Origin of the sequence: Mammaliicoccus sp. B-M6, from assembly GCF_022386965.1 — a bacterium.
GTDB lineage: Bacteria > Bacillota > Bacilli > Staphylococcales > Staphylococcaceae > Mammaliicoccus > Mammaliicoccus sciuri_A.
The window spans coordinates 12013-32834 of the sequence record NZ_JAJNHJ010000001.1 but is presented as its reverse complement, the minus strand read 5'-3'; the positions used below and the strand labels follow the sequence as shown (position 1 = coordinate 32834).

The following is a 20822-nucleotide window of genomic DNA, read 5'->3' as shown; positions in this document are numbered from 1 at the left end:
GGAGGCGATGATATAATGCTTTATAAACAAGAAGGATTTGTCATTCGCTCTGTAGATTATGGTGAAAACAATAAAATCATCACAATATTAAATGAACACGGTCATAAAGTTCCATTAATGGCGCGTGGTGCTAAAAAAACAAGTCATCCACTACAAGGTGCTACTCAGCCCTTTGTACATGGCTTGTTTATTTTTTCGAAGTTTAAAGGAATGGGCACATTATCATCGGCTGATATTATAAACAGTAATAGAACGATGCAATCTGATATCTTTAAAAGTGCATATGGTGCATATTGTATAGAAGTCGTAGATAAAGCGTTAGAAGCGGAAGAACATGATGTATTCTTTTATGAATTATTGTTAGGTGTATTCCAAGCAGTAGAAAGAGGCGTTGATGCAGATACGATGAGTATGATTGTTGCGTTGAAATGTATGCCTAAATATGGTTATGAACCAACTTTTAATGCGTGCGTCGTAACAGGAGATATGGATCAACAGCAATTAAATGCTTATAGTTTCAAGTACAATGGACCACTTAGCAATCAAGCATTAATACATGATGAACATGCATATCGAATATCTAATAGAGCATTATATTTTATGAATCTTATGTATCAATTGCCGATCAAACATTTAAATAGCTTTAAAATAAACGAACAAGTCAAAAAAGAAATACAAACATTAATCGATAACATGTATGACGAATACGTCGGTGTAGTATTTAGAACCAAAAAATTACTCAACCAACTCGAAAACTTGAAAATGTAGATGTCTTATGTGAAGTGTTTCGTAATGGCTTCTTAACAACTAAACATAAAAAAACAGAGCAAAACTTAATTTATAAGTTTTGCTCTGTTTTTTGTTTAGTATTAGAATCTAATTTTTTCAGCTAAGAAGTTTTCAACTTCATCAATTGGCATACGTACTTGTTCCATTGTGTCTCTGTCACGTACTGTAACTTGGTTGTCTTCTAATGAATCGAAGTCAAATGTGATACAGTATGGTGTACCAATTTCATCTTGTCTACGGTAACGTTTACCGATTGATTGTGACTCATCAAAGTCGATTGCAAATCTTTCACTTAATTTTTCATATACTTTAATAGCATCTGGTGAAAGTTTTTTGCTTAATGGTAAGATTGCTGCTTTATATGGTGCTAAAGCAGGGTGGAAATGCAATACTGTACGTTGATCTTTCTCACCTTCATTTTCTTCTTCGTATGCATCACATAAGAATGCTAATGTTACACGGTCAGCACCTAATGATGGTTCGATACAGTAAGGGATGAATTTTTCATTTGTTTCTTGATCGTGATATTTGAAGTCTTCACCACTGAATTCACTATGTTGTTTTAAGTCGTAATCTGTTCTTGAAGCGATACCCCAAAGTTCTCCCCAACCAAATGGGAATTTATATTCGATATCAGTTGTTGCATTTGAGTAGTGACTTAATTCATCTTCGTCATGGTCACGTAATTTTGTATTTTCTTCTTTAATACCTAAATCTTTTAACCATTTTGCAGCGAAGTCTTTCCAGTAATTTTGCCATTCAATTTCAGTACCAGGTTTACAGAAGAATTCAAGTTCCATTTGTTCGAATTCTCTTGTTCTGAAGATGAAGTTACCAGGTGTAATTTCGTTTCTGAATGATTTACCAACTTGCGCAATACCGAATGGTAATTTTTTACGCATAGAACGTTGAACGTTTTTATAGTTTACGAAAATACCTTGTGCAGTTTCAGGACGTAAGAAAATTTCGTTTGTTGAAGATTCAGTAACACCTTGGAATGTTTTGAACATTAAGTTGAATTGACGAATGTCTGTCCAGTTAGCTGTACCACTTTCAGGACAAGTGATGCCTTTATCATCAATTAATTGTTTCATTTCATCAAAGCTCATACCGTCAGCGATAAAGTTCTCATCACCTTCAACATTATGCATGTAATCTTCAATTAATTTATCTGCTCTGTAACGAATTTTAGAATCTTTGTTGTCTATCATTGGATCGTTAAAGTTTGATAAGTGACCTGAAGCTTCCCAAGTTCTCGGGTTCATTAAAATAGCTGCATCTAGTCCAACGTTGTATGGAGATTGTTGAACAAATTTTTGCCACCATGCTTTTTTGATGTTATTTTTTAGTTCAACACCAAGTGGACCATAGTCCCAAGTGTTTGCTAAACCACCATAAATTTCACTACCAGGGAATACAAACCCTCTATGTTTTGCTAATGTTACTACCTTATCCATATCTTTTGCCATAAAAATTCACTCCTCAATTAAATTAAAAAAGCCCCAAGACATCATCAAATAATGCCTTGGGACGAGTATATTACCCGCGGTTCCACCCAAATTAGTGTAGCCACTCACTTTTTATAAAATTTTGTAAGCCAAAACTTTAATGTTAAGCTTTCACCATCCTTAACTCGCTTTTATTTCAAAGTTAATTAAAATATAGCATGGTATGGGAGAGTTATCAAGTGAAAACAGATATTCAAATTGAGCAATATTTGCGTTACATGTTATAATTAATCTATCTGAATTGTGTTCGAAGGGGTGAGAGCAATCGAATTAAATCAAAGACAAGAACAAATTGTACAAATTGTTAAGAACAATGGACCCATTACAGGAGAAAAAATAGCTGAACGACTAAATTTAACAAGAGCAACTTTAAGACCAGATTTAGCAATTTTAACAATGGCAGGTTATCTTGATGCAAGACCTAGAGTAGGATATTTTTATACAGGGAAATCAAGTACACAATTGTTAAGTGATTCAATTAAAAAAATGACCGTAAAAGAATCGATGGCGATACCAGTCGTAATAGAAGAAAGTATTTCTGTATATGAAGCAATATGTAAGATGTTTTTAGAAGATGTTGGCACATTATTTGTCATAAATAAAGAAGGCAATTTAATCGGCGTTTGTTCGAGAAAAGATTTACTGAGAGCTGCAATAGGTGGTCAAAGTTTAAAAGATACGCCAGTTAGTATTAATATGAGTAGAATGCCAAACATAACAGTATGTTTAGAAGATGACTTATTGATTTATGCAGCTAAATTATTAATTGATAAACAAATAGATGCAATACCAGTTGTCAAAAAACTTAAAGGCGACAAAATGAAAGTTAAAGGCAGAATTACAAAAACAACGATCACAAGAGCATTTGTTTCGCTTATTGAAGATGAGTAGGAGGAATTAGTTAAATGGAAGAGATAAGAATAATTATAGCATCCGATTCAGTAGGAGAAACGGCAGAGCTTGTTACGAAAGCATGTACGTCTCAATATAAGACAGAAGGAAATGCTTTAGATATTGTAAGATTACCGTATATAGAGAATGAAAGTAATATTAATGAAGTCGTATCATTAGCATTAGAGCAAAAATCAATAGTTGTTTATACATTGGTTAAACCAGAAATGCGATTATACTTAAAAGAAAAATTAGAAGAAAATAATATACAAAATGTAGACATTATGGGTCCATTGATGAGCATATTAAGCAATGAACTTAATGAAGCCCCACTTAATGAGCCAGGCAATATTCATAAATTAGATGAAGACTATTTCAAGAAAATAGAAGCAATCGAATTTGCGGTTAAATATGATGATGGTAGAGATCCACGTGGTTTACCAAAAGCTGATATCATTCTTATAGGTGTATCTAGAACTTCAAAAACACCATTGTCGCAATACTTGGCACATAAACGATATAAAGTAATGAATGTCCCATTAGTGCCTGAAGTTGCACCACCAGAAGGATTATTTGAAATAGATCCTAAAAAATGTATCGCTTTAAAAATTAATCAAAAAAACCTTAATGCGATTAGAAGAGCAAGATTAATTCAATTAGGTTTAAGTGATGATGCTAATTATGCGAAAGATGACAGAATCGAAGAAGAATTAAGATACTTCGAGGAAATTGTTGAGAAAATTGGTTGTCCTGTACTAGATGTTTCTGACAAAGCAATAGAAGAAACAGCAAATGACATTATTAAAATCATTACACAACAAAACCGTTAAAGGGTGACAGGATGCGTATAGAACAAGAACTCATTAATGAAATACGAGAGAAGAATGACATATTAGATGTCGTAAGTGAATATGTGAAACTAGAAAAAAGAGGACGTAATTATATAGGATTATGTCCTTTCCATGATGAAAAGACACCTTCTTTTTCAGTATCTGAAGATAAACAAATTTGTCATTGCTTTGGTTGTAAGAAAGGCGGCAATGTTTTTCAATTCATTCAAGAAATTAAAGGAATATCATTTGTTGATGCAGTCAGAGAACTTGGTGATAAAGTAGATATTCATATTGAAAAGCAAGAAACAGCACCAACTGAAGGTATTGTGGATGATCATATCAAAATGATTGAAATGCATGAGTTGATGGCAAATAACTACCATTATATATTAAAGCATACTGAAGAAGGTGAGGCAGCATTAAACTATTTGAAATCAAGAGGATTTACTGAAGAATTGATTAATGATAGAAAAATTGGATATGCACCAAACCATTCGAAATTCACGCATGACTTTTTAGAGAAAAATGGTTATGATGCTGTACTTGCATATGAAGCAGGTTTGTTAAGCCGAAATGATGAAACGTTTGATTATTTTGACCGATTCAGAGATAGAATCATCTTTCCGTTGTTGAATTTCCAAGGTAAGACAGTTGGTTTCTCTGGTCGAACGTATACCGATCAATCGCCGAAATATTTAAACAGTCCAGAAACACCAATATTCCAGAAAAGAAAAATGTTATACAACATTGATCGCGCAAGGAAATTTATAAGACAAAATGATGAAGTCATTTTGTTAGAAGGATTTATGGATGTTATCAAATCATTTGAAGCGGATATTAAACAAGTTGTAGCAACAATGGGTACAGCATTATCTAGAGAACACGTTACGATGGTCAAAAAACTGGCATCTAATGTAACTTTACTGTATGATGGAGATTTCGCAGGAAAAGAAGCTGCCATAAATGTTGGTAAAGACTTATTAAATGAAGGCTTAAATGTCTTTGTTGTCAATTTACCAAAAACGATGGACCCTGATGATTATATTACAGAATACGGAAGTGATGCTTTCAAATCATTTGTTGAAGGGCAAAAACAATCATATGTTGCATTTAAAGCGCAACAATTATATTATGCCAACGAAAATAATGATTTAAAACATGAACAACATATTGAAGAGCTGATTCATGACATCAATCTGATTCAATCGGAATTTTTAAGAAAAAAAGTATTGCAACAAGTAGCAGATTTGTATAAAGTAGATGTTAACAGTCTAAAAAATCGACTTTCGCCTAATATTGTTCAAAATTATACCGATTATAATAATTTCGTTCCTGAAATGAAGGAAAAAAAACTTGATAAAGTCGGTAGAGCAGAGCAAGCGTTGTTAAAACATTTTATGAATCATAAACAGCTATTTTTAGAATATCATTCTAGGATTAATCAAGAAGACTTCACTTCATTGAATAATAGAGTGATTTTTTCACGTTTAAATGGGTATTATAAGAATAACGATGTTTTTAACATAAGTGATTTTTCAAGTTACATTGAAGAACATCAAATCATTGAAACGGTTATGTATCTAGATTCATTGCTCATCAATGATGAACCAGAGACAGAAGAAATCGAAGACTACATTAGGATTATCAGTCCTAACGAACACAAAGAAAATTCCATAGAATATTTGAATCAACAATTGAATAAAGCAATGCAAGCAGGCGATATCGCACTGCAAAGGCAATATTTAGAACAAATTGTACAATATAATCGGAATAGAATGTAAGAGTTAATAACCCGGGAGGCCTATTCATGTCTGATAAAGAATTAAACAAAATTAATAGCGCTAATAATGAAGAAGTGCTTACAATTGAACAAGTTAAGCACCAATTAATTGAACAAGGTAAAAAAGCAGGACATTTGAGTCACGAAGAAATTGCAGATAAATTGCAAAACTTCGAAATGGATCCAGATCAAATGGATGATTTCTTTGATTTAATTAATGAGAATGAAATCAATCTTATTAATGAAAAAGATTCAAGTGATACAAATGACAAACTAAATTTAAATGACTTAAGTGCTCCTCCAGGTGTTAAAATAAACGACCCAGTAAGAATGTACTTAAAAGAAATCGGACGCGTCAATTTATTAACTGCACAAGAAGAAATCGAATTAGCTAAACGTATCGAGCAAGGTGACGAAGTTGCGAAATCACGTCTTGCTGAAGCGAACTTAAGACTTGTTGTAAGTATCGCTAAACGTTATGTAGGTAGAGGTATGTTATTCTTAGACCTTATTCAAGAAGGTAATATGGGTCTAATCAAAGCCGTAGAAAAATTCGACTTTAACAAAGGTTTCAAATTCTCAACATATGCAACATGGTGGATTCGTCAAGCAATCACTAGAGCGATTGCTGACCAAGCACGTACAATCCGTATCCCAGTTCATATGGTTGAAACAATCAATAAATTGATTCGTGTTCAACGTCAATTACTACAAGATTTAGGCAGAGATCCATCTCCTGAAGAAATTGGTGAAGAAATGGACTTACCACCAGAAAAAGTTCGTGAAATTCTGAAAATTGCTCAAGAACCTGTATCATTAGAAACACCAATTGGTGAAGAAGATGACAGTCACTTAGGAGACTTTATTGAAGATCAAGATGCACAAAGTCCATCTGATCATGCTGCATATGAATTACTCAAAGAACAATTAGAAGATGTATTAGATACATTAACTGACAGAGAAGAAAATGTATTAAGATTAAGATTTGGTCTTGATGATGGTAGAACAAGAACTCTTGAAGAAGTTGGTAAAGTATTTGGTGTTACAAGAGAACGTATTCGTCAAATAGAAGCGAAGGCATTACGCAAGTTAAGACATCCATCTAGAAGTAAGCGTTTGAAAGATTTTATGGATTAAACATGAAAAGTTTATATTAATCCCAAAAAGCCTTTGACAATGCCTTGTTTTAATATAAAATATAATTGTATGAAGGTTTAACAAAAGGGAGGTTGTATGAATGAATCGTAATCCTGTTATCCCGTTTATTCTGATTTTACTACTCGGTGTAGGATTAATATTCTTCATGTCAGCACATGGTGCTAACAAAGAGGAAGAAAAAGAAGGCGGTGGCGGTGCTAAAACTGAAAAGTTTGATGCAGCTACATTCGCTAAGGACAATTGTACAAGTTGTCATGGACAAAATCTTGAAGGTGGAATGGGACCTAAATTAGCTGGAAGCAAAAAAGGTGCCGATGAAATGAAAAAAATCATTCGTGAAGGTAAAGGTTCAATGCCTGCACATGACGAAGCTACTATTTCAAATAAAGATTTAGACACACTTGTCAAGTACTTAAAAGATGGCGCTAAATAACACAAAAAAATCTTTTGCTATTGCAAAAGATTTTTTTAATGAAAGGGAAAAATAATGATCCAAATAAATAAACGTTTAATGAAGGTAAGTGAATATTTAAATCATCACAAATTAGCAGATATCGGTTCCGATCATGCATATTTACCTATATACGCAATTCAAAATGGATTAATTAAAGAAGCGATTGCTGGAGAAGTTGTCAAAGGACCTTTTCTTGCTGCTCAAAAGAATACTAAATTATATGGTATGAATGAACTTATTGAAGTTAAACTGGGCGACGGTTTAGAAGTAGTAGACGAGACGATTGATGCCATTACGATTTGTGGCATGGGTGGTCCATTAATTGCTCAAATTATTGAAGAAGGAAAGCATAAGTTAACAGGGCATCCGGATTTAATTTTACAAGCTAATATACATGCGTTGCCAATTAGAAAAGTATTACAAACCATTGGTTATCAAATCGTTGATGAACAACTCATAAAAGATAAAAAACATATATATGAAATCATAGTGGCTAAAAAAGGTGAGATGGACCTAAATGAATTAGAATTAAAATTTGGTCCTAAATTATTAGCCAATAAAAATGATTTATTCTATGAAAAATGGCAAAGAGAATTAGAATCACTTAATAAAATTAGTAAACAATTAGAACATCATGAGGATAAAAATAGGTATAATGAAATTAATCAACAAATACTTCAAATAAAAGAGGTGCTTTAATGATTATTCAAGAGCTATTACACGAAATTGATAAACAAGTTCCATTTTCTACGAGTGAATCTTGGGATAATGTTGGGTTATTAATTGGTTCAGAAAAAAGTGAAGTGAACGGTGTATTAACAACATTAGATTGTACGTTAGAAGTTGTAGAAGAAGCCATTCAAAACAACATCAATACGATCATTGCACATCATCCACTTATTTTTAAAGGTGTTAAAAATATTACGGATAAAAGCTATGGTCCTATTATTCGTAAATTGATACAAAACGATATCAATTTGATAGCACTTCATACAAATCTTGATGTGCATCCTAAAGGTGTTAGTTACATGATTGGACAACAAATAGGATTAAGTAATATGAAAGTATTAGAAGAACAACAAGAGTCCTATTATAAAGTACAAATATTCCTACCTGATCAAGATGTTGAAGCTATGAAAGCTGCATTTAATGACCATCATTTAGCTCAAACAGAAGAATACAGTGAAGTATTTTTCCAGTCACAAGGTAAAGGACAATTTAAACCTAGTGCAACAGCTAATCCACATCTTGGACAAGCAGATAAGACTGAAACGGTTTATGAAACGAAACTAGAATTAATGGTTGATGAGAAAGATTTAGCACTTGCTAAAGAACTCATTATTCAAACACATCCATATGAAGAACCCGTTTATGATTTCATCAAAATGTCGAGAACATCTTCTGTAGGCTTAGGAATCATCGGGGAATTAAAAGAAACGCAATCAGTAAATGAATTTGTGCAAAACTATAAACAAAAGCTCGCTATACCAGCAGTTAGATTTATTGGAGACCAATCAGCGCAAATTAAACGGGTCGCAATTGTTGGTGGTGCTGGTATTGAATATGCAAATTTAGCTAAAGCACAACAAGCTGATTTATTTATTACTGGAGACGTTAAACATCACGAAGCATTAGATGCACTAATGGACGGTATAAACGTCTTAGATGTTAATCATTATAGTGAGTATGTTATGAAAGAAGGATTAAAGTCATTATTAGAAGAATGGACAAATGGTAATATTAAAGTGTTAACATCTTCTATTAATACAGATCCTTATCAATATATGTAAAAACTGCCGAGTAAATTCGGCAGTTTTTTTAGTCCATTATTTTTACAGGTTTAGGCTTTTTAATTTTAGGTAATATTTTTTCAACAGGTACATTACTTGTTAAATTTACGTCACGCGCTTCTGTCGGGTCATAATTTTTAATATAATCAATGACTTCTTTAACGATAGGTGTTGGTGTTGAAGCACCTGCCGTTACAGCGACACTTTCGATGTCTTGTAGCCATTCTAATTTTAATTCACTCAAATCAGCGATTCGATATGCGTTTGTATGTGCGATTTCTTTAGATACTTGGGCTAATCTATTTGAATTATTACTTTTAGGATCACCAACGACAATGAGTAAATCTGCTTGATCTGCTTGTGTTGCAACAGCTTCTTGTCTAACTTGTGTTGCTAAACAAATTTCTTCATGTACTTCAATATGAGGATATTTAACTTTTAATTCATCAATAAGGTGTTTAACATCCCATTGTGACATAGTTGTTTGATTCGTTACGATAAGTTTTTGGTTCATTAATGCTTCTGGCAAGGCATCGATATCATCTAAAGTTTGAACGAGATGTACGATATCAGGTGCCACACCAACTGCGCCTTCAGGTTCTGGGTGTCCTTTTTTACCAATATAAATAACGTGATAGCCATTTGATTTAACGTCACGTATTAACTGATGTGTATTATCTACATCTGGACATGTCGCATCAATACAAACGAGTCCTTTTTCTTTTGCGCGTCTTTTGACTTCAGGTGAAACACCATGCGCAGTAAATATAACGGTACCTTCATCAATTTGTTCTAAAATCTTCAATCTGTTCGGACCATCTAACGTAATAATGCCATCAGATTCAAAAGCATCAGTCACATGTTTATTATGAACAATCATGCCAAGTATATAAATGGGTCTTGGCAGTGACTTATCTAAAGATGCATTTCTAGCGATAACCATAGCGTCTACAACACCGTAACAATAACCTCTAGGGGTAATCTTTATAATTTCCATAAATTGCCCTCCTTATTAAAGTCTATTATAACAAACACGCAAGTCTTAAAGAAACGAAATAAAAATTCAAAATAAATCTTTTAGCCTATCATAAAGTGCGCATTTACTATATAATGTATGAAGTGAAAAAGAAACGAGGAGGGTCGCTTATGTCTAAGCATCCGTTTGAACATTTTCAACTTGAAAATGAATTAGTAGAGGCCGTTAAAGATTTACATTTTAACCAGCCAACAGAAATACAGCGAAGAGTTATACCCAAAATTAAAAAAGGATCTAATATAATAGGACAATCTCAAACTGGTACAGGGAAATCACACGCATTTCTACTACCATTATTTGATAAAATTGACGTCGATATAAAAGAACCACAAGTGATTATTTTGGCACCAACAAGAGAATTAGCAAAGCAATTATATGATGCAGCTTCACATTTAACTCAATTTAAAAAAGGTGTAAAAGTTAGCCTATACATTGGTGGAACAGATAAATCAAGAGATATTGATAAATCTAAAAATACACCACATGTTGTTGTAGGTACACCGAATAGAATTGATGACATGGCTGTAGAGCGTGCTTTAGATTTACATCTAGCGAAGTCAGTAGTTGTAGATGAAGCAGATTTAATGATTGATTTAGGATTTATGCCTAAAGTAGATAGTATTGCGAGTAGATTAGATGAAAACGCACAAATTTCAGTATTTAGTGCAACGATTCCTAAAGCATTACATCCATTCTTAAATAAATATTTAAGTAATCCTGAATTTGTTGAAATTGAAACAGCATCATCTAACAAAGACAATATCGACTTTTACTTAATACCGACTAAAGGTGTTGAGAAAAAAGAAAAAGTCTTAAAAGTTATGAATGTGATTAATCCTTATTTAGCAATCATATTTGCTAATAGCCGTGATAGAGCAGATGAATTAGTTGCGTATTTATCAGAAGAAGGCTATAAAGTAGGGGTTATCCATGGTGGTTTATCACCTAGAGAAAGAACACAACAAATGAAACGTATTAAACAATTAGACTTTGAATTTGTTGTCGCAAGTGATTTAGCATCACGTGGTATTGATATTGAAGGTGTAAGTCACGTTATCAACTATGATTTACCTAAAGAAATAGACTTCTTTACACATAGAGTTGGTCGTACAGGTCGTGGTGATTATAAAGGTATCGCAATCACTTTATATACACCTGATGAAGATGATTTAATTACACAAATTGAGAAGCATAATTACAAGTTTAAACATGTCGATATTAAAAACGATGAATTTGTAGAAATTAAAGATCGTCAAAAGCGTACGAAACGTGTTAAAAAAGAAGATAATATTGAAAAATCACTAAAACAAAAAATTAAACGAAACAATAAAAATAAAGTAAAACCTGGCTATAAGAAGAAATTCAAACGAGAATTAGATGAGTTGAAATTTAAAGAAAAGAAAGCTCATTCTAAGAGAACAAAAAGACAAAGTAGAAAAGGATAGGTGTCAAATATGTTAATTGGATCACACGTTTCAATGAGTGGTAAGAAGATGCTATTACAAGCAGCAGAAGAAGCGGCAAGTTATAATGCTTCTACATTTATGATTTATACAGGTGCTCCACAAAACACAAGACGTAAAAAGATTGAAGATTTAAATATTGAAAATGGTAAAGCAGCAATGAAAGAATATGGTTTATCTAACATTGTTGTGCATGCACCATATATCATTAATATTGCAAATACAACTAAACCAGAAGTATTTAACCTAGGTGTTGAATTCTTACAATCAGAAATTGAACGTACTGAAGCATTAGGTGCTAAAGACATCGTACTTCATCCAGGTGCGCATGTTGGTGCTGGTGAAGAAAAAGGTATTCAAAAAATTATTGAAGGTTTAAATGAAGTATTAACAAATAATAATGATGTACGTATCGCATTGGAAACAATGGCAGGTAAAGGTTCTGAATGTGGTAAAACATTCGAAGAACTTGCTCAAATCATTGATGGTGTAAACCATAATGAAAGATTATCTGTATGTTTCGATACTTGTCATACAAATGATGCTGGTTACAACGTTAAAGAAGACTTTGATGGCGTATTAAATGAGTTTGATAAAATCGTTGGTATCGACCGTATAAAAGTACTTCACGTCAACGACAGTAAGAATCCACAAGGTGCAAGAAAAGATAGACACGAAAATATTGGCTTTGGATCAATTGGTTATGATGCATTGCACTATATCGTCAATCATGATGCATTTAAAGAAGTACCTAAAATTTTAGAAACACCATATGTTGGTGATGACAAAAAGAATAAAAAACCACCATATAAATATGAAATCGAAATGATTAAAAATGGTACATTCGATCCAGATTTAAAAGAAAAAATCTTTAATCAATAACATTATTTAAGAATGCTAATTCAATTAGCATTCTTTTTTGTTCGTAAACATTACTATTTACATTCTTTCATATTCATTGTATAGTATTCTATTGACGAGGTGATGAAGATGGAAAAAGAAACACCGATTTTCGAGTTAAAAGATATCAGTTATAGTTATCCAAATAAATTGGCACTTAGCCATATTAATATACAAATTTATAAAGGAGATTTCTTGGCAATAGTTGGCCCAAATGGGTCTGGGAAATCGACTTTACTGAAATTGATATTAGGGTTATTACCTTTACAAAAAGGTGATATCTTAATAAGTGGTAAAAAAATAAATCAATATAAATCTTGGGAAAAAATTAGTTATGTATCACAAAAATCCAACGCTTTTAGCTCTGGTTTCCCAGCGACAGTAAAAGAAGTTGTCATGAGTGGTTTAACTAAAAATAAAAGTCTTTTTAAATGGTTTAATAAAGAAGATGCTGCACAAGTAGATGCCATATTAGAAAGATTAAATATAAGTGATCTTAAGAATGAAAATATTGCACAGTTATCAGGCGGTCAACAGCAAAGAACGTTTATTGCTAGAGCATTAATTTCTAAACCGAGTATTTTAATATTAGATGAACCTACTGTAGGTATTGATGCAAGACATGTTTCAGAATTTTATCAATTACTGACGCAATTAAAGCAAGAAGGGATTACAATCATTCTTGTAACGCATGATATTGGTGTTGTAGCTGATACAGCAAGTAAAGTAGCTTGCTTAAATCAACATATACATTTCCATGGTACAAGTGAGTCATTTAAATCATTAGATGAAGTCTCAATATCTAAAATCTATGGACATCCCGTACAATTTGTCGATCATCAACATGATCGTGACTGTTGTGCACATGAAGAAGTTGAAGAATTAGTACAAAGTTAACGTCGAGCAGAATAAATATATAGATTTTAAATAAGGAGATTGGATATGTCAGTTGAAACGAGAGATAGATTTATGCTCCTGAATGAAGGAGTGTTATATCGTGATTGATGCGTTTTTAAATTTTGATTTTATAAGATACTCATTTATAAGTGGTATCTTAGTAGGATTGATTGCACCTTTAATAGGGGCATTTATTGTAGTTAGAAGGCTATCGCTCATTGCGGATGCTTTAAGCCATGTGACGTTAGGTGGTATATCAATGGGACTGTTCTTAATGAGTGTTAGTCCATTGTTTGCTACTATAAATCCAATATGGTTTGGTATTATTTTTTCAATAGCAGGTGCGTTATTAATAGAACAATTAAGAACTGAATATAAACATTATCAAGAAATCGCAATACCAATCATCATGAGCGGTGGTATAGGTATTAGTGTGATATTTATTTCTTTAGCAAATGGATTTAACCAAGATTTATTTGGATATTTATTCGGTTCAATTAGTGCCGTAAACTTAAGTGATTTATTTACAATTATCGTCATTACAATAATTGTTTTAATCTTTGTTATGTTATTATACAAATCACTATTTGTATTATCTTTCGATGAAGAATACTCAAAAGTTATTGGCATGCCAAAATGGATCCAATTATTATTTATTGTCATTGTGGCACTTGTTATTTCAGCTTCAATGAGAGTTGTTGGTATTTTGTTAGTGAGTAGTTTAATGACATTGCCAGTCGCTACAAGCATGAGATTAGCTAAAGGATTTAAACAGTTAATCGCATTAAGTATTATATTCGGTGAAATCTCAGTAGTACTAGGTTTGATATTATCCTTCTATTTAAATATTTCACCAGGAGGTATTATAGTAGGATTATTGATTATAGAATTACTTGCTAGTATTGCGTATAGTAAAGTATTGATTAAAAAAGGAGGCTATCATCTTGAAAGTAGAGGAAGCCATTCAAATATTGAAAAATGATGGACATAAGTACACAAATAAACGTCGTGATATCATCTCATTATTTGTAGATGAGGATAAATATATCACAGCGAAATATATTCAAGAAGCATTGAAAGACGATTATAATGGATTATCTTTCGATACAATTTATCGTAATTTATACTTGTTTAAAGACTTGAATATTATCGAAAGTACTGAAATAGACGGCGAAATGAAATTTAGAATTGCATGTCAAAGTCACCATCATCATCATTTTATTTGTGAATCATGTGGTACAACAAAAGTAATAGACTTTTGCCCAATGGATTCTATAAAACAACAATTACCTAATGTAGAAATAGCATCACATAAATTAGAAGTATACGGTAAATGTGAACAATGCAAAACAGTATAAGAAGTGAAGAATGGTAGCTTGAGGAGCTACCATTTTTTATTTGGAGGTATAGGTGTGGGGTTGAGTACTATCGCTAACGATCAAGACTCGAAAACAAGATCGTTAGCCGGCATTTTGTACGCAAAAAATAAAAAATTATATGCGCTAACAATCAAGACTCGAAAACAAGATCGTTAGAAATTCTAACGTCCAAGAAAATGAAACAAGATCGTTAGCCGACACTTTAATTACACAATACACGAAAAAACCTGGTCCATCTCATATATGGGCCAGGTTTTAACTATATTCTATGAAGTAACGTTGATACTTCATGCCAATTTTTAATTCTATATATACCATTTTGTAAATCTTTCTGGTTATATGGTGTGTCAAACAAGAAAACAGGGATATTTAAATAGTGATTGATATCTTCTGCGTTATCTAATTTATCTTCAAAGAAAATATCGATATTCTGTTCTTTTGTCACTTCTAATTTATTATGACTACCTGTTAATGTAATTTGATCAAATGGTATATGATGTGATTGGAACCATTCTTTCGTAATATCTTCTAAATAATGATGTCTTGCACTTATATAATATAGTTCGTAGTCATCTTTTAGTTGATTCAAAATGTCTCTTGCGCCCTCTGCAACAGGGGAGTGTTGGTATATATGTGATTCATTATTTTTAAACCAACTCAACATTTCTTCTTCTTTACAGTTTAAGACATTTGCTAAATTGTATTCTGTAATATCTTCATATTTAAGTTGTTGATTAAAATCTCTTTGTAAATAGGGTACAAATGTTTTTGGACATGTAACTGTGCCGTCAATATCTATACCTAATCTTGGCTTTTGATTCATAAAAATTCACCTTTTACTTTATGCTTTTTGAGCTTCTTTATTTTGTTCCATTTCAATTGCTAATTTATCTATCTCTTTTTTTAATTCTTCAACCATTGTTTTTTCAGGTACTTTACGAACGGTTTTACCTTTCATAAACAGTAACCCTTCACCACGTGCACCAGCAATGCCGATATCAGCTTCTCTTGCTTCTCCAGGACCGTTTACTGCACAACCAAGTACAGCTACTTTTAATGGGACTTGAAGGTTTGAAATATATTCTTCTACTTCATTAGCTATCGATATTAAATCAATTTCTATTCGTCCACATGTAGGGCAAGCAATTAATGTAGCAGCATTACTCGCTAAACCAAATGCTTTAAGCAAAGATTTCGCTACTTTAACTTCTTCGACTGGATCAGCTGATAAAGAAATTCTACACGTATTACCAATCCCTAAGCTTAGTATTGCGCCTAATCCTGCAGACGATTTAACCGTTCCATTAAATAGTGTACCACTTTCAGTAATTCCTAAGTGTAGTGGGTAGTCAAAAGCTTGAGCTGCTTTCGTGTATGCTTCAATAGCTAAATTTACGTCACTTGCTTTCATTGATACGATAATGTCATGAAAATCTAAATCTTCGAGTATTTTAATATGATGTAATGCACTTTCGACCATACCATCAGCAGTAGGGTAGCCATATTTTTTAATAATATGTTTTTCTAATGATCCAGCATTAACACCAATTCGAATAGGAATACCTTTTTCTTTACATGCTTTGACAACTGCTTCAACTTTTTCACGTCTACCAATGTTTCCTGGATTGATTCGAATCTTATCTGCGCCATTTTCAATTGCAATTAAAGCTAATTTGTAATTGAAATGAATATCTACAACTAAAGGTATATTGATTTGCGCTTTAATATCTTTAATTGCATATGCGTCTTCTTCATTTGGACAAGCTACTCTAACAATTTGGCAACCAGCTTCTTCTAATCGTTTAATTTCAGCTACAGTTGCGTCAACATCATATGTTTTTGTAGTCGTCATACTTTGAATGATAACTTCATCTGAACCGCCAATCGTTAAATCCCCAACTTTAACAGGTCTCGTTTTCGTGCGATGAATGATTTCTGACATGATAAGACTCCTTTGTTTAAATTTGCTAATCTTTACACTTTAGCAAGTCTTTTTCCTTTAGGTAAATACATAGCAATCATAACAATGCTTAAAATGATTATACACCATGAAGCAATTATTAATAAAGGAATCACTGTAATCATTCCTAATAATAGGACTAAAGTCGGAAGCGTTATCACAAATGTCATCATTTTGAACCAAGTCATAAAGCGAGACTTTCTTCGTAAAATCATTCCCAATAAATGTCCAGCAAATGCTAGAATACCAATTTTGATAGATAAGCTTAAAAATTGAAAAAATAATAGAAAGACAACAATCAAACTTAAGTAAAAATATTTAGAATCATTTATTGTTTCAATAAACTTAATTAAATCATCTTGATCGGTAACAAGGGAAGATAGGGACCCATAGCTGATTTCTGTGTAGTCACTATAATTTGAAATCTCAATATGATTAGGTTTAAACACGATTAAATGATGATCTTTCATCTCGAAATCATTAGATTTAGTAAATTCGACCGTTTGGTGATGGTTTAATTTAATAGATTTATCTTGGGATAAAATCATTTTGTTCTGATCGATTTCAAAATCAGGTATCTCTGTCACTTCATCATTGACTAACGTTGATAAATTTTGAGTGATTTGTATGTATTGAATAGAATTAGGTATGATTAATATCAAACTTAATAATAATATATGAAGGAATATGTATCTTAACTTCGTAATTCTAAACATTGGATACTTACTAGGATGCTTAAATAACCTTTTAAGCTCTTTTATATACTGCATAAATTCACCTCTTCTTCACTTAATAATAATGTTTAAAAACACCTGTTGCAAGGCGATAAACGAGAATTAAAAATTTTTTGATTATTTATTAAACAAATTATTTGTTATAAAACTTTAATCTTGATAAGATAGGTATGTAAAACAAATGAGGAGGATGATTTTTTATGGCTTTTGAATTACCAAAATTACCATATGCGTATGATGCATTAGAACCACACATCGATAAAGAAACTATGGAGATTCATCATACGAAACACCATAACACTTATGTAACAAAATTAAATGATGCAGTGAAAGGTACAGATTTAGAAAGCAAATCTATTGAAGATATTGTTAAAAACTTAAACTCTGTTCCTGATGATATCCGTACTGCAGTTCAAAACAATGGTGGCGGACATTATAATCATTCATTATTCTGGGAACTATTAACTCCAAATGCTTCTGAGCCTTCAGGAGAAGTTGTAGATACAATTAGTTCTACATTTGGTTCATTAGACAAATTCAAAGAAGAATTTGCAGCTGCAGCAGCTGGCCGTTTTGGTTCAGGATGGGCATGGTTAGTTGTAGATAATGGCGAATTAGCGATTGTTTCAACTCCAAACCAAGATAACCCAATTTCAGAAGGTAAACTTCCAATTTTAGGTTTAGATGTTTGGGAACATGCTTACTACTTAAACTACCAAAACAGACGCCCAGATTACATTAATGCATTCTGGAACGTTGTAAATTGGGATAAAGTAAACGAATTATACCAAGCTGCAAAATAATTCGACTTTAAATTTGGATGACTGATTAATAAAACAATCATCCTGATGGGGTGGAGCAATGAAATCTTTTTATTTAAACGAGATTTCAGCTCCACTCTTTTTTTATAAAAATTTACCTATATCAATAGCAATGTAAGTCATAATAATATATGATGAAATTATTATAATAGAGTTAAAAAGGTAGGTTTAGTTGTTGAAACGAGTAAAAAAGAAATCAAAAGAAGAAGCATTTCGCCTATTAATGAATAAACGCGTAAGCCTAATATTGGCAGTTGTCGTCATTTTATTCTCTGTGCTCATTATGCGGCTAGGTTATTTACAAATTGTAAAAGGCGGAGAATACAAAAGAACGATAGATAGTACAGAATCTATTACAGTTAATGAATCGGTGCCTAGAGGCCGTATATATGATAGAAACGGTAAAGTATTAGTAGACAATGAGTCTAAAAAGGCAATTACATACACAAGAGATAGAAGAACGAGCCAAGATGATATTTTAAAAATCGCTGAAAAACTATCTCACTTAATGAAGATGGATACTTCAAATATTACAGAACGTGATAAGCAAGATTTTTGGATATTGAGAAATCAAGATGAAGTTCAAAAGTTAATGAAAGATGAACAAGCTTTATTCTCTGATGGCAATATTAGTCAAGATGATTATGATAAAGCGTTATACGACAAAGTGACATCTAAATATACAGATAAATTATCCAAAAAGGATTTACAAATCCTTGCGATATTTAGAGAAATGAATTCTGGATCTCAGCTGAGTCCTGTTGTTATAAAAAATGAAGGTGTTAAAAATGATGAGTATGCAGCTGTATCTCAACATTTATCAGAACTGCCTGGCGTTAATACAACAATGGACTGGGAAAGACGTTATCCTTATGGTGACACTTTAAGAACTTTATTTGGAAATGTTTCAAGTAAAGAAGAGGGATTACCTAAAGAGTTAGTGAATGACTATCTCGCTAAAGGATATTCTAGAAATGATAGAGTTGGTAAATCTTACTTAGAATATCAATATGAAGATATTTTAAAAGGCTCTAAGAAGAAAATGAAATATGTCACTGATAAATCTGGGAAAATAACAAGTTCTGAAGTTATTTCACAAGGTTCACGTGGTAACGATTTAGTGTTAACAATCGATATAGATTTACAGAAAAAAGTTGAAGAATATATTGATAAACACATTGAATCATTAAGAAGTAAAGGCGCTACAGATATGGACAGAGTTATGGTTGTCGTCCAAGATCCTAGAAACGGTGATGTGTTAGCAATGGCCGGACGTGATATTGATAAAAATGGCAAGATTACGGATAACCATATAGGTAACTTCACAAGTCAATATACAGTAGGTTCATCTGTTAAAGGTGCTACATTACTTACTGGCTATCAAAACGGCGTATTAAATGTTGGCGATACAATGGTCGATGAACCATTAAAATTTAGTGGTGGTTTAACAAAACGATCATACTTTAACCAAAATGGCAGAAAAACAATTACAGATGCTGAAGCTTTAATGCATTCATCAAACGTATTTATGTATAAGACAGCATTGTTATTAGCTGGCTCTCCATACAGTAGTGGTATGTCACTACCATCTGATGTAGAACAAGCAGGTATCAAATTACGTAAAGGTTTAAATCAAGTTGGTTTAGGTGTTAAAACAGGTATTGATTTACCAAATGAATCAGCAGGTCAAATTGAACCAATTAAAGATAATCCAGGTAACTACATTGATTTAGCAATAGGACAATTCGATACTTATACACCTATACAGTTATCACAATATGTCGCTACAATTGCGAACGATGGTTATAGATTGAAACCACATTTAGCAAAAGAAATTAGAAACTCTACAAATGAAGATTCACTTGGACCTATCAAAAAGACATTTAAAGGTGAAGTGATGAATAAGGTTAATAATAGTGATAAAGAAATAAAACAAGTACAAAAAGGTTTCGATATGGCATTTAATAAGCCAGAAGGAACAGGTTATTCTAGTTTTAACAAAACGGTTGTAAGATCAGCTGGTAAAACAGGTACAGCAGAAGTATTCAAAGATGGTAAACCGAAAGTAAACTCAACATATATTGGATATGCACCTGCTAAAAATCCTGAATTATCATTCTCTATCACATATACAAACCAACCCGTACCAGAACCATGGTTACCAGGTGGGGATTTAGGTCGAGATATTATTAACTATTACTTTAAAGATAGAAAATAACTCAATATAAAGATTGATTCAAAATGACATCTCATTTTACTGATTAATTCAGTAGAAATGAGATGTTATTTTTTTATGTGGGAATTTATTTTTGAACAGTATTAGATTTAGTGAAGTACATAGTTTACGATTTTGTTTGTGCATGCATAATTACAGTTCTCCTGACTTATGTAACTATGGGTATCCTTATTTACAATTCTCCCGACTTTTG

20 protein-coding genes are annotated in these 20822 nt (G+C 32.3%); 15 read left to right on the top strand and 5 right to left on the bottom strand.

The window, feature by feature from the left end:
• Window positions 1–15 precede the first annotated feature (15 nt).
• Window positions 16–768, top strand: a complete 753-nt coding sequence (gene recO / locus LQ693_RS00180) for a DNA repair protein RecO (RefSeq protein ID WP_103360652.1) — start codon at window positions 16–18, stop codon at window positions 766–768.
• Window positions 769–869: 101 nt separating this feature from the next.
• Here recO and LQ693_RS00175 read toward each other — a convergent pair whose 3' ends face one another.
• Entirely contained in the window at window positions 870–2258 is a 1389-nt protein-coding gene (locus LQ693_RS00175; protein WP_025904194.1) for a glycine--tRNA ligase, read from the bottom strand.
• Window positions 2259–2552: 294 nt separating this feature from the next.
• Between LQ693_RS00175 and ccpN the strand changes: the two genes are divergently transcribed.
• The 7 genes from ccpN (at window position 2553) to LQ693_RS00140 (ending at window position 9203) form a co-directional block, all read left to right on the top strand.
• Entirely contained in the window at window positions 2553–3188 is a 636-nt protein-coding gene (ccpN, locus tag LQ693_RS00170; RefSeq protein WP_037588327.1) for a transcriptional regulator CcpN, read from the top strand.
• Window positions 3189–3202: 14 nt separating this feature from the next.
• Window positions 3203–4018 (top strand): pyruvate, water dikinase regulatory protein, encoded by an 816-nt coding sequence (locus LQ693_RS00165; RefSeq protein WP_025904192.1) that lies wholly within the window; start codon window positions 3203–3205, stop codon window positions 4016–4018.
• 11 nt (window positions 4019–4029) lie between these two features.
• A complete protein-coding gene (gene dnaG / locus LQ693_RS00160; protein ID WP_037588322.1) occupies window positions 4030–5802 on the top strand; it encodes a DNA primase in 1773 nt (590 codons plus the stop codon).
• 26 nt (window positions 5803–5828) lie between these two features.
• Window positions 5829–6938, top strand: coding sequence for an RNA polymerase sigma factor RpoD (gene rpoD, locus LQ693_RS00155; RefSeq protein WP_025904190.1), 1110 nt, complete (start codon window positions 5829–5831; stop codon window positions 6936–6938).
• Window positions 6939–7038: 100 nt separating this feature from the next.
• Entirely contained in the window at window positions 7039–7392 is a 354-nt protein-coding gene (locus tag LQ693_RS00150) for a c-type cytochrome (protein WP_025904189.1), read from the top strand.
• A 54-nt stretch (window positions 7393–7446) separates the two neighbouring features.
• Entirely contained in the window at window positions 7447–8112 is a 666-nt protein-coding gene (locus LQ693_RS00145; RefSeq protein ID WP_103361139.1) for a tRNA (adenine(22)-N(1))-methyltransferase, read from the top strand.
• Window positions 8112–9203 carry a Nif3-like dinuclear metal center hexameric protein gene (locus LQ693_RS00140; RefSeq protein ID WP_103361138.1) on the top strand — a complete coding sequence of 364 codons (1092 nt, stop codon included), beginning with the start codon at window positions 8112–8114 and terminating at the stop codon, window positions 9201–9203. The genes LQ693_RS00145 and LQ693_RS00140 overlap by 1 nt, the downstream gene beginning before the upstream one ends.
• Window positions 9204–9231: 28 nt before the next feature.
• Here the strand turns inward: LQ693_RS00140 and LQ693_RS00135 are convergent, their stop codons facing one another.
• Window positions 9232–10200 (bottom strand): 4-hydroxy-3-methylbut-2-enyl diphosphate reductase, encoded by a 969-nt coding sequence (locus tag LQ693_RS00135; RefSeq protein WP_025904186.1) that lies wholly within the window; start codon window positions 10198–10200, stop codon window positions 9232–9234.
• A gap of 149 nt (window positions 10201–10349) precedes the next feature.
• Between LQ693_RS00135 and LQ693_RS00130 the strand changes: the two genes are divergently transcribed.
• The 5 genes from LQ693_RS00130 (at window position 10350) to LQ693_RS00110 (ending at window position 14857) form a co-directional block, all read left to right on the top strand.
• Entirely contained in the window at window positions 10350–11684 is a 1335-nt protein-coding gene (locus LQ693_RS00130) for a DEAD/DEAH box helicase (protein WP_025904185.1), read from the top strand.
• 9 nt (window positions 11685–11693) lie between these two features.
• Entirely contained in the window at window positions 11694–12584 is an 891-nt protein-coding gene (locus tag LQ693_RS00125; protein ID WP_025904184.1) for a deoxyribonuclease IV, read from the top strand.
• Between the two features lie 108 nt (window positions 12585–12692).
• The gene (locus tag LQ693_RS00120) at window positions 12693–13499 is read left to right on the top strand and encodes a metal ABC transporter ATP-binding protein (RefSeq protein WP_025904183.1); all 807 of its coding nucleotides are present in this window, start codon (window positions 12693–12695) and stop codon (window positions 13497–13499) included.
• Window positions 13500–13599: 100 nt separating this feature from the next.
• Complete coding sequence (locus LQ693_RS00115; protein ID WP_239702934.1) at window positions 13600–14481, top strand: metal ABC transporter permease; 882 nt, start codon at window positions 13600–13602, stop codon at window positions 14479–14481.
• Entirely contained in the window at window positions 14444–14857 is a 414-nt protein-coding gene (locus tag LQ693_RS00110; protein ID WP_025904181.1) for a Fur family transcriptional regulator, read from the top strand. Before LQ693_RS00115 ends, LQ693_RS00110 begins: the two co-directional genes overlap by 38 nt.
• A 280-nt stretch (window positions 14858–15137) precedes the next feature.
• On the opposite strand, the gene LQ693_RS00105 is transcribed toward LQ693_RS00110, so the two are convergent.
• Genes LQ693_RS00105 through LQ693_RS00095 form a run of 3 tightly spaced genes read right to left on the bottom strand, consistent with a single transcriptional unit; the run spans window position 15138 to window position 17608 of the window.
• Window positions 15138–15701 carry a 5' nucleotidase, NT5C type gene (locus LQ693_RS00105; protein ID WP_103361137.1) on the bottom strand — a complete coding sequence of 188 codons (564 nt, stop codon included), beginning with the start codon at window positions 15699–15701 and terminating at the stop codon, window positions 15138–15140.
• An 18-nt stretch (window positions 15702–15719) separates the two neighbouring features.
• Window positions 15720–16820 (bottom strand): flavodoxin-dependent (E)-4-hydroxy-3-methylbut-2-enyl-diphosphate synthase, encoded by a 1101-nt coding sequence (gene ispG / locus LQ693_RS00100; protein WP_103361136.1) that lies wholly within the window; start codon window positions 16818–16820, stop codon window positions 15720–15722.
• A 32-nt stretch (window positions 16821–16852) separates the two neighbouring features.
• Window positions 16853–17608 (bottom strand): DUF1189 family protein, encoded by a 756-nt coding sequence (locus LQ693_RS00095; RefSeq protein ID WP_103361135.1) that lies wholly within the window; start codon window positions 17606–17608, stop codon window positions 16853–16855.
• 164 nt (window positions 17609–17772) lie between these two features.
• Here LQ693_RS00095 and LQ693_RS00090 point away from each other — a divergent pair, with 164 nt between their 5' ends.
• The gene (locus LQ693_RS00090) at window positions 17773–18375 is read left to right on the top strand and encodes a superoxide dismutase (protein ID WP_103361134.1); all 603 of its coding nucleotides are present in this window, start codon (window positions 17773–17775) and stop codon (window positions 18373–18375) included.
• A gap of 190 nt (window positions 18376–18565) precedes the next feature.
• On the top strand, window positions 18566–20611 hold the full coding sequence (locus LQ693_RS00085; RefSeq protein WP_025904176.1) for a peptidoglycan D,D-transpeptidase FtsI family protein: 2046 nt from the start codon (window positions 18566–18568) through the stop codon (window positions 20609–20611).
• Window positions 20612–20822: the final 211 nt, after the last annotated feature.

What these genes read in the sequence shown, in the direction of transcription:
- LQ693_RS00140 (WP_103361138.1), top strand. Translation starts at nt 8,112, where the DNA reads ATGATTATTCAAGAGCTATTACACGAAATTGATAAACAAGTTCCATTT.
- recO (WP_103360652.1), top strand. Translation starts at nt 16, where the DNA reads ATGCTTTATAAACAAGAAGGATTTGTCATTCGCTCTGTAGATTATGGT.
- dnaG (WP_037588322.1), top strand. Translation starts at nt 4,030, where the DNA reads ATGCGTATAGAACAAGAACTCATTAATGAAATACGAGAGAAGAATGAC.
- LQ693_RS00105 (WP_103361137.1), bottom strand. Translation starts at nt 15,701, where the DNA reads ATGAATCAAAAGCCAAGATTAGGTATAGATATTGACGGCACAGTTACA.
- LQ693_RS00150 (WP_025904189.1), top strand. Translation starts at nt 7,039, where the DNA reads ATGAATCGTAATCCTGTTATCCCGTTTATTCTGATTTTACTACTCGGT.
- LQ693_RS00145 (WP_103361139.1), top strand. Translation starts at nt 7,447, where the DNA reads ATGATCCAAATAAATAAACGTTTAATGAAGGTAAGTGAATATTTAAAT.
- LQ693_RS00095 (WP_103361135.1), bottom strand. Translation starts at nt 17,608, where the DNA reads ATGCAGTATATAAAAGAGCTTAAAAGGTTATTTAAGCATCCTAGTAAG.
- LQ693_RS00130 (WP_025904185.1), top strand. Translation starts at nt 10,350, where the DNA reads ATGTCTAAGCATCCGTTTGAACATTTTCAACTTGAAAATGAATTAGTA.
- LQ693_RS00120 (WP_025904183.1), top strand. Translation starts at nt 12,693, where the DNA reads ATGGAAAAAGAAACACCGATTTTCGAGTTAAAAGATATCAGTTATAGT.
- ispG (WP_103361136.1), bottom strand. Translation starts at nt 16,820, where the DNA reads ATGTCAGAAATCATTCATCGCACGAAAACGAGACCTGTTAAAGTTGGG.
- rpoD (WP_025904190.1), top strand. Translation starts at nt 5,829, where the DNA reads ATGTCTGATAAAGAATTAAACAAAATTAATAGCGCTAATAATGAAGAA.
- LQ693_RS00135 (WP_025904186.1), bottom strand. Translation starts at nt 10,200, where the DNA reads ATGGAAATTATAAAGATTACCCCTAGAGGTTATTGTTACGGTGTTGTA.
- LQ693_RS00175 (WP_025904194.1), bottom strand. Translation starts at nt 2,258, where the DNA reads ATGGCAAAAGATATGGATAAGGTAGTAACATTAGCAAAACATAGAGGG.
- LQ693_RS00165 (WP_025904192.1), top strand. Translation starts at nt 3,203, where the DNA reads ATGGAAGAGATAAGAATAATTATAGCATCCGATTCAGTAGGAGAAACG.
- LQ693_RS00090 (WP_103361134.1), top strand. Translation starts at nt 17,773, where the DNA reads ATGGCTTTTGAATTACCAAAATTACCATATGCGTATGATGCATTAGAA.
- LQ693_RS00125 (WP_025904184.1), top strand. Translation starts at nt 11,694, where the DNA reads ATGTTAATTGGATCACACGTTTCAATGAGTGGTAAGAAGATGCTATTA.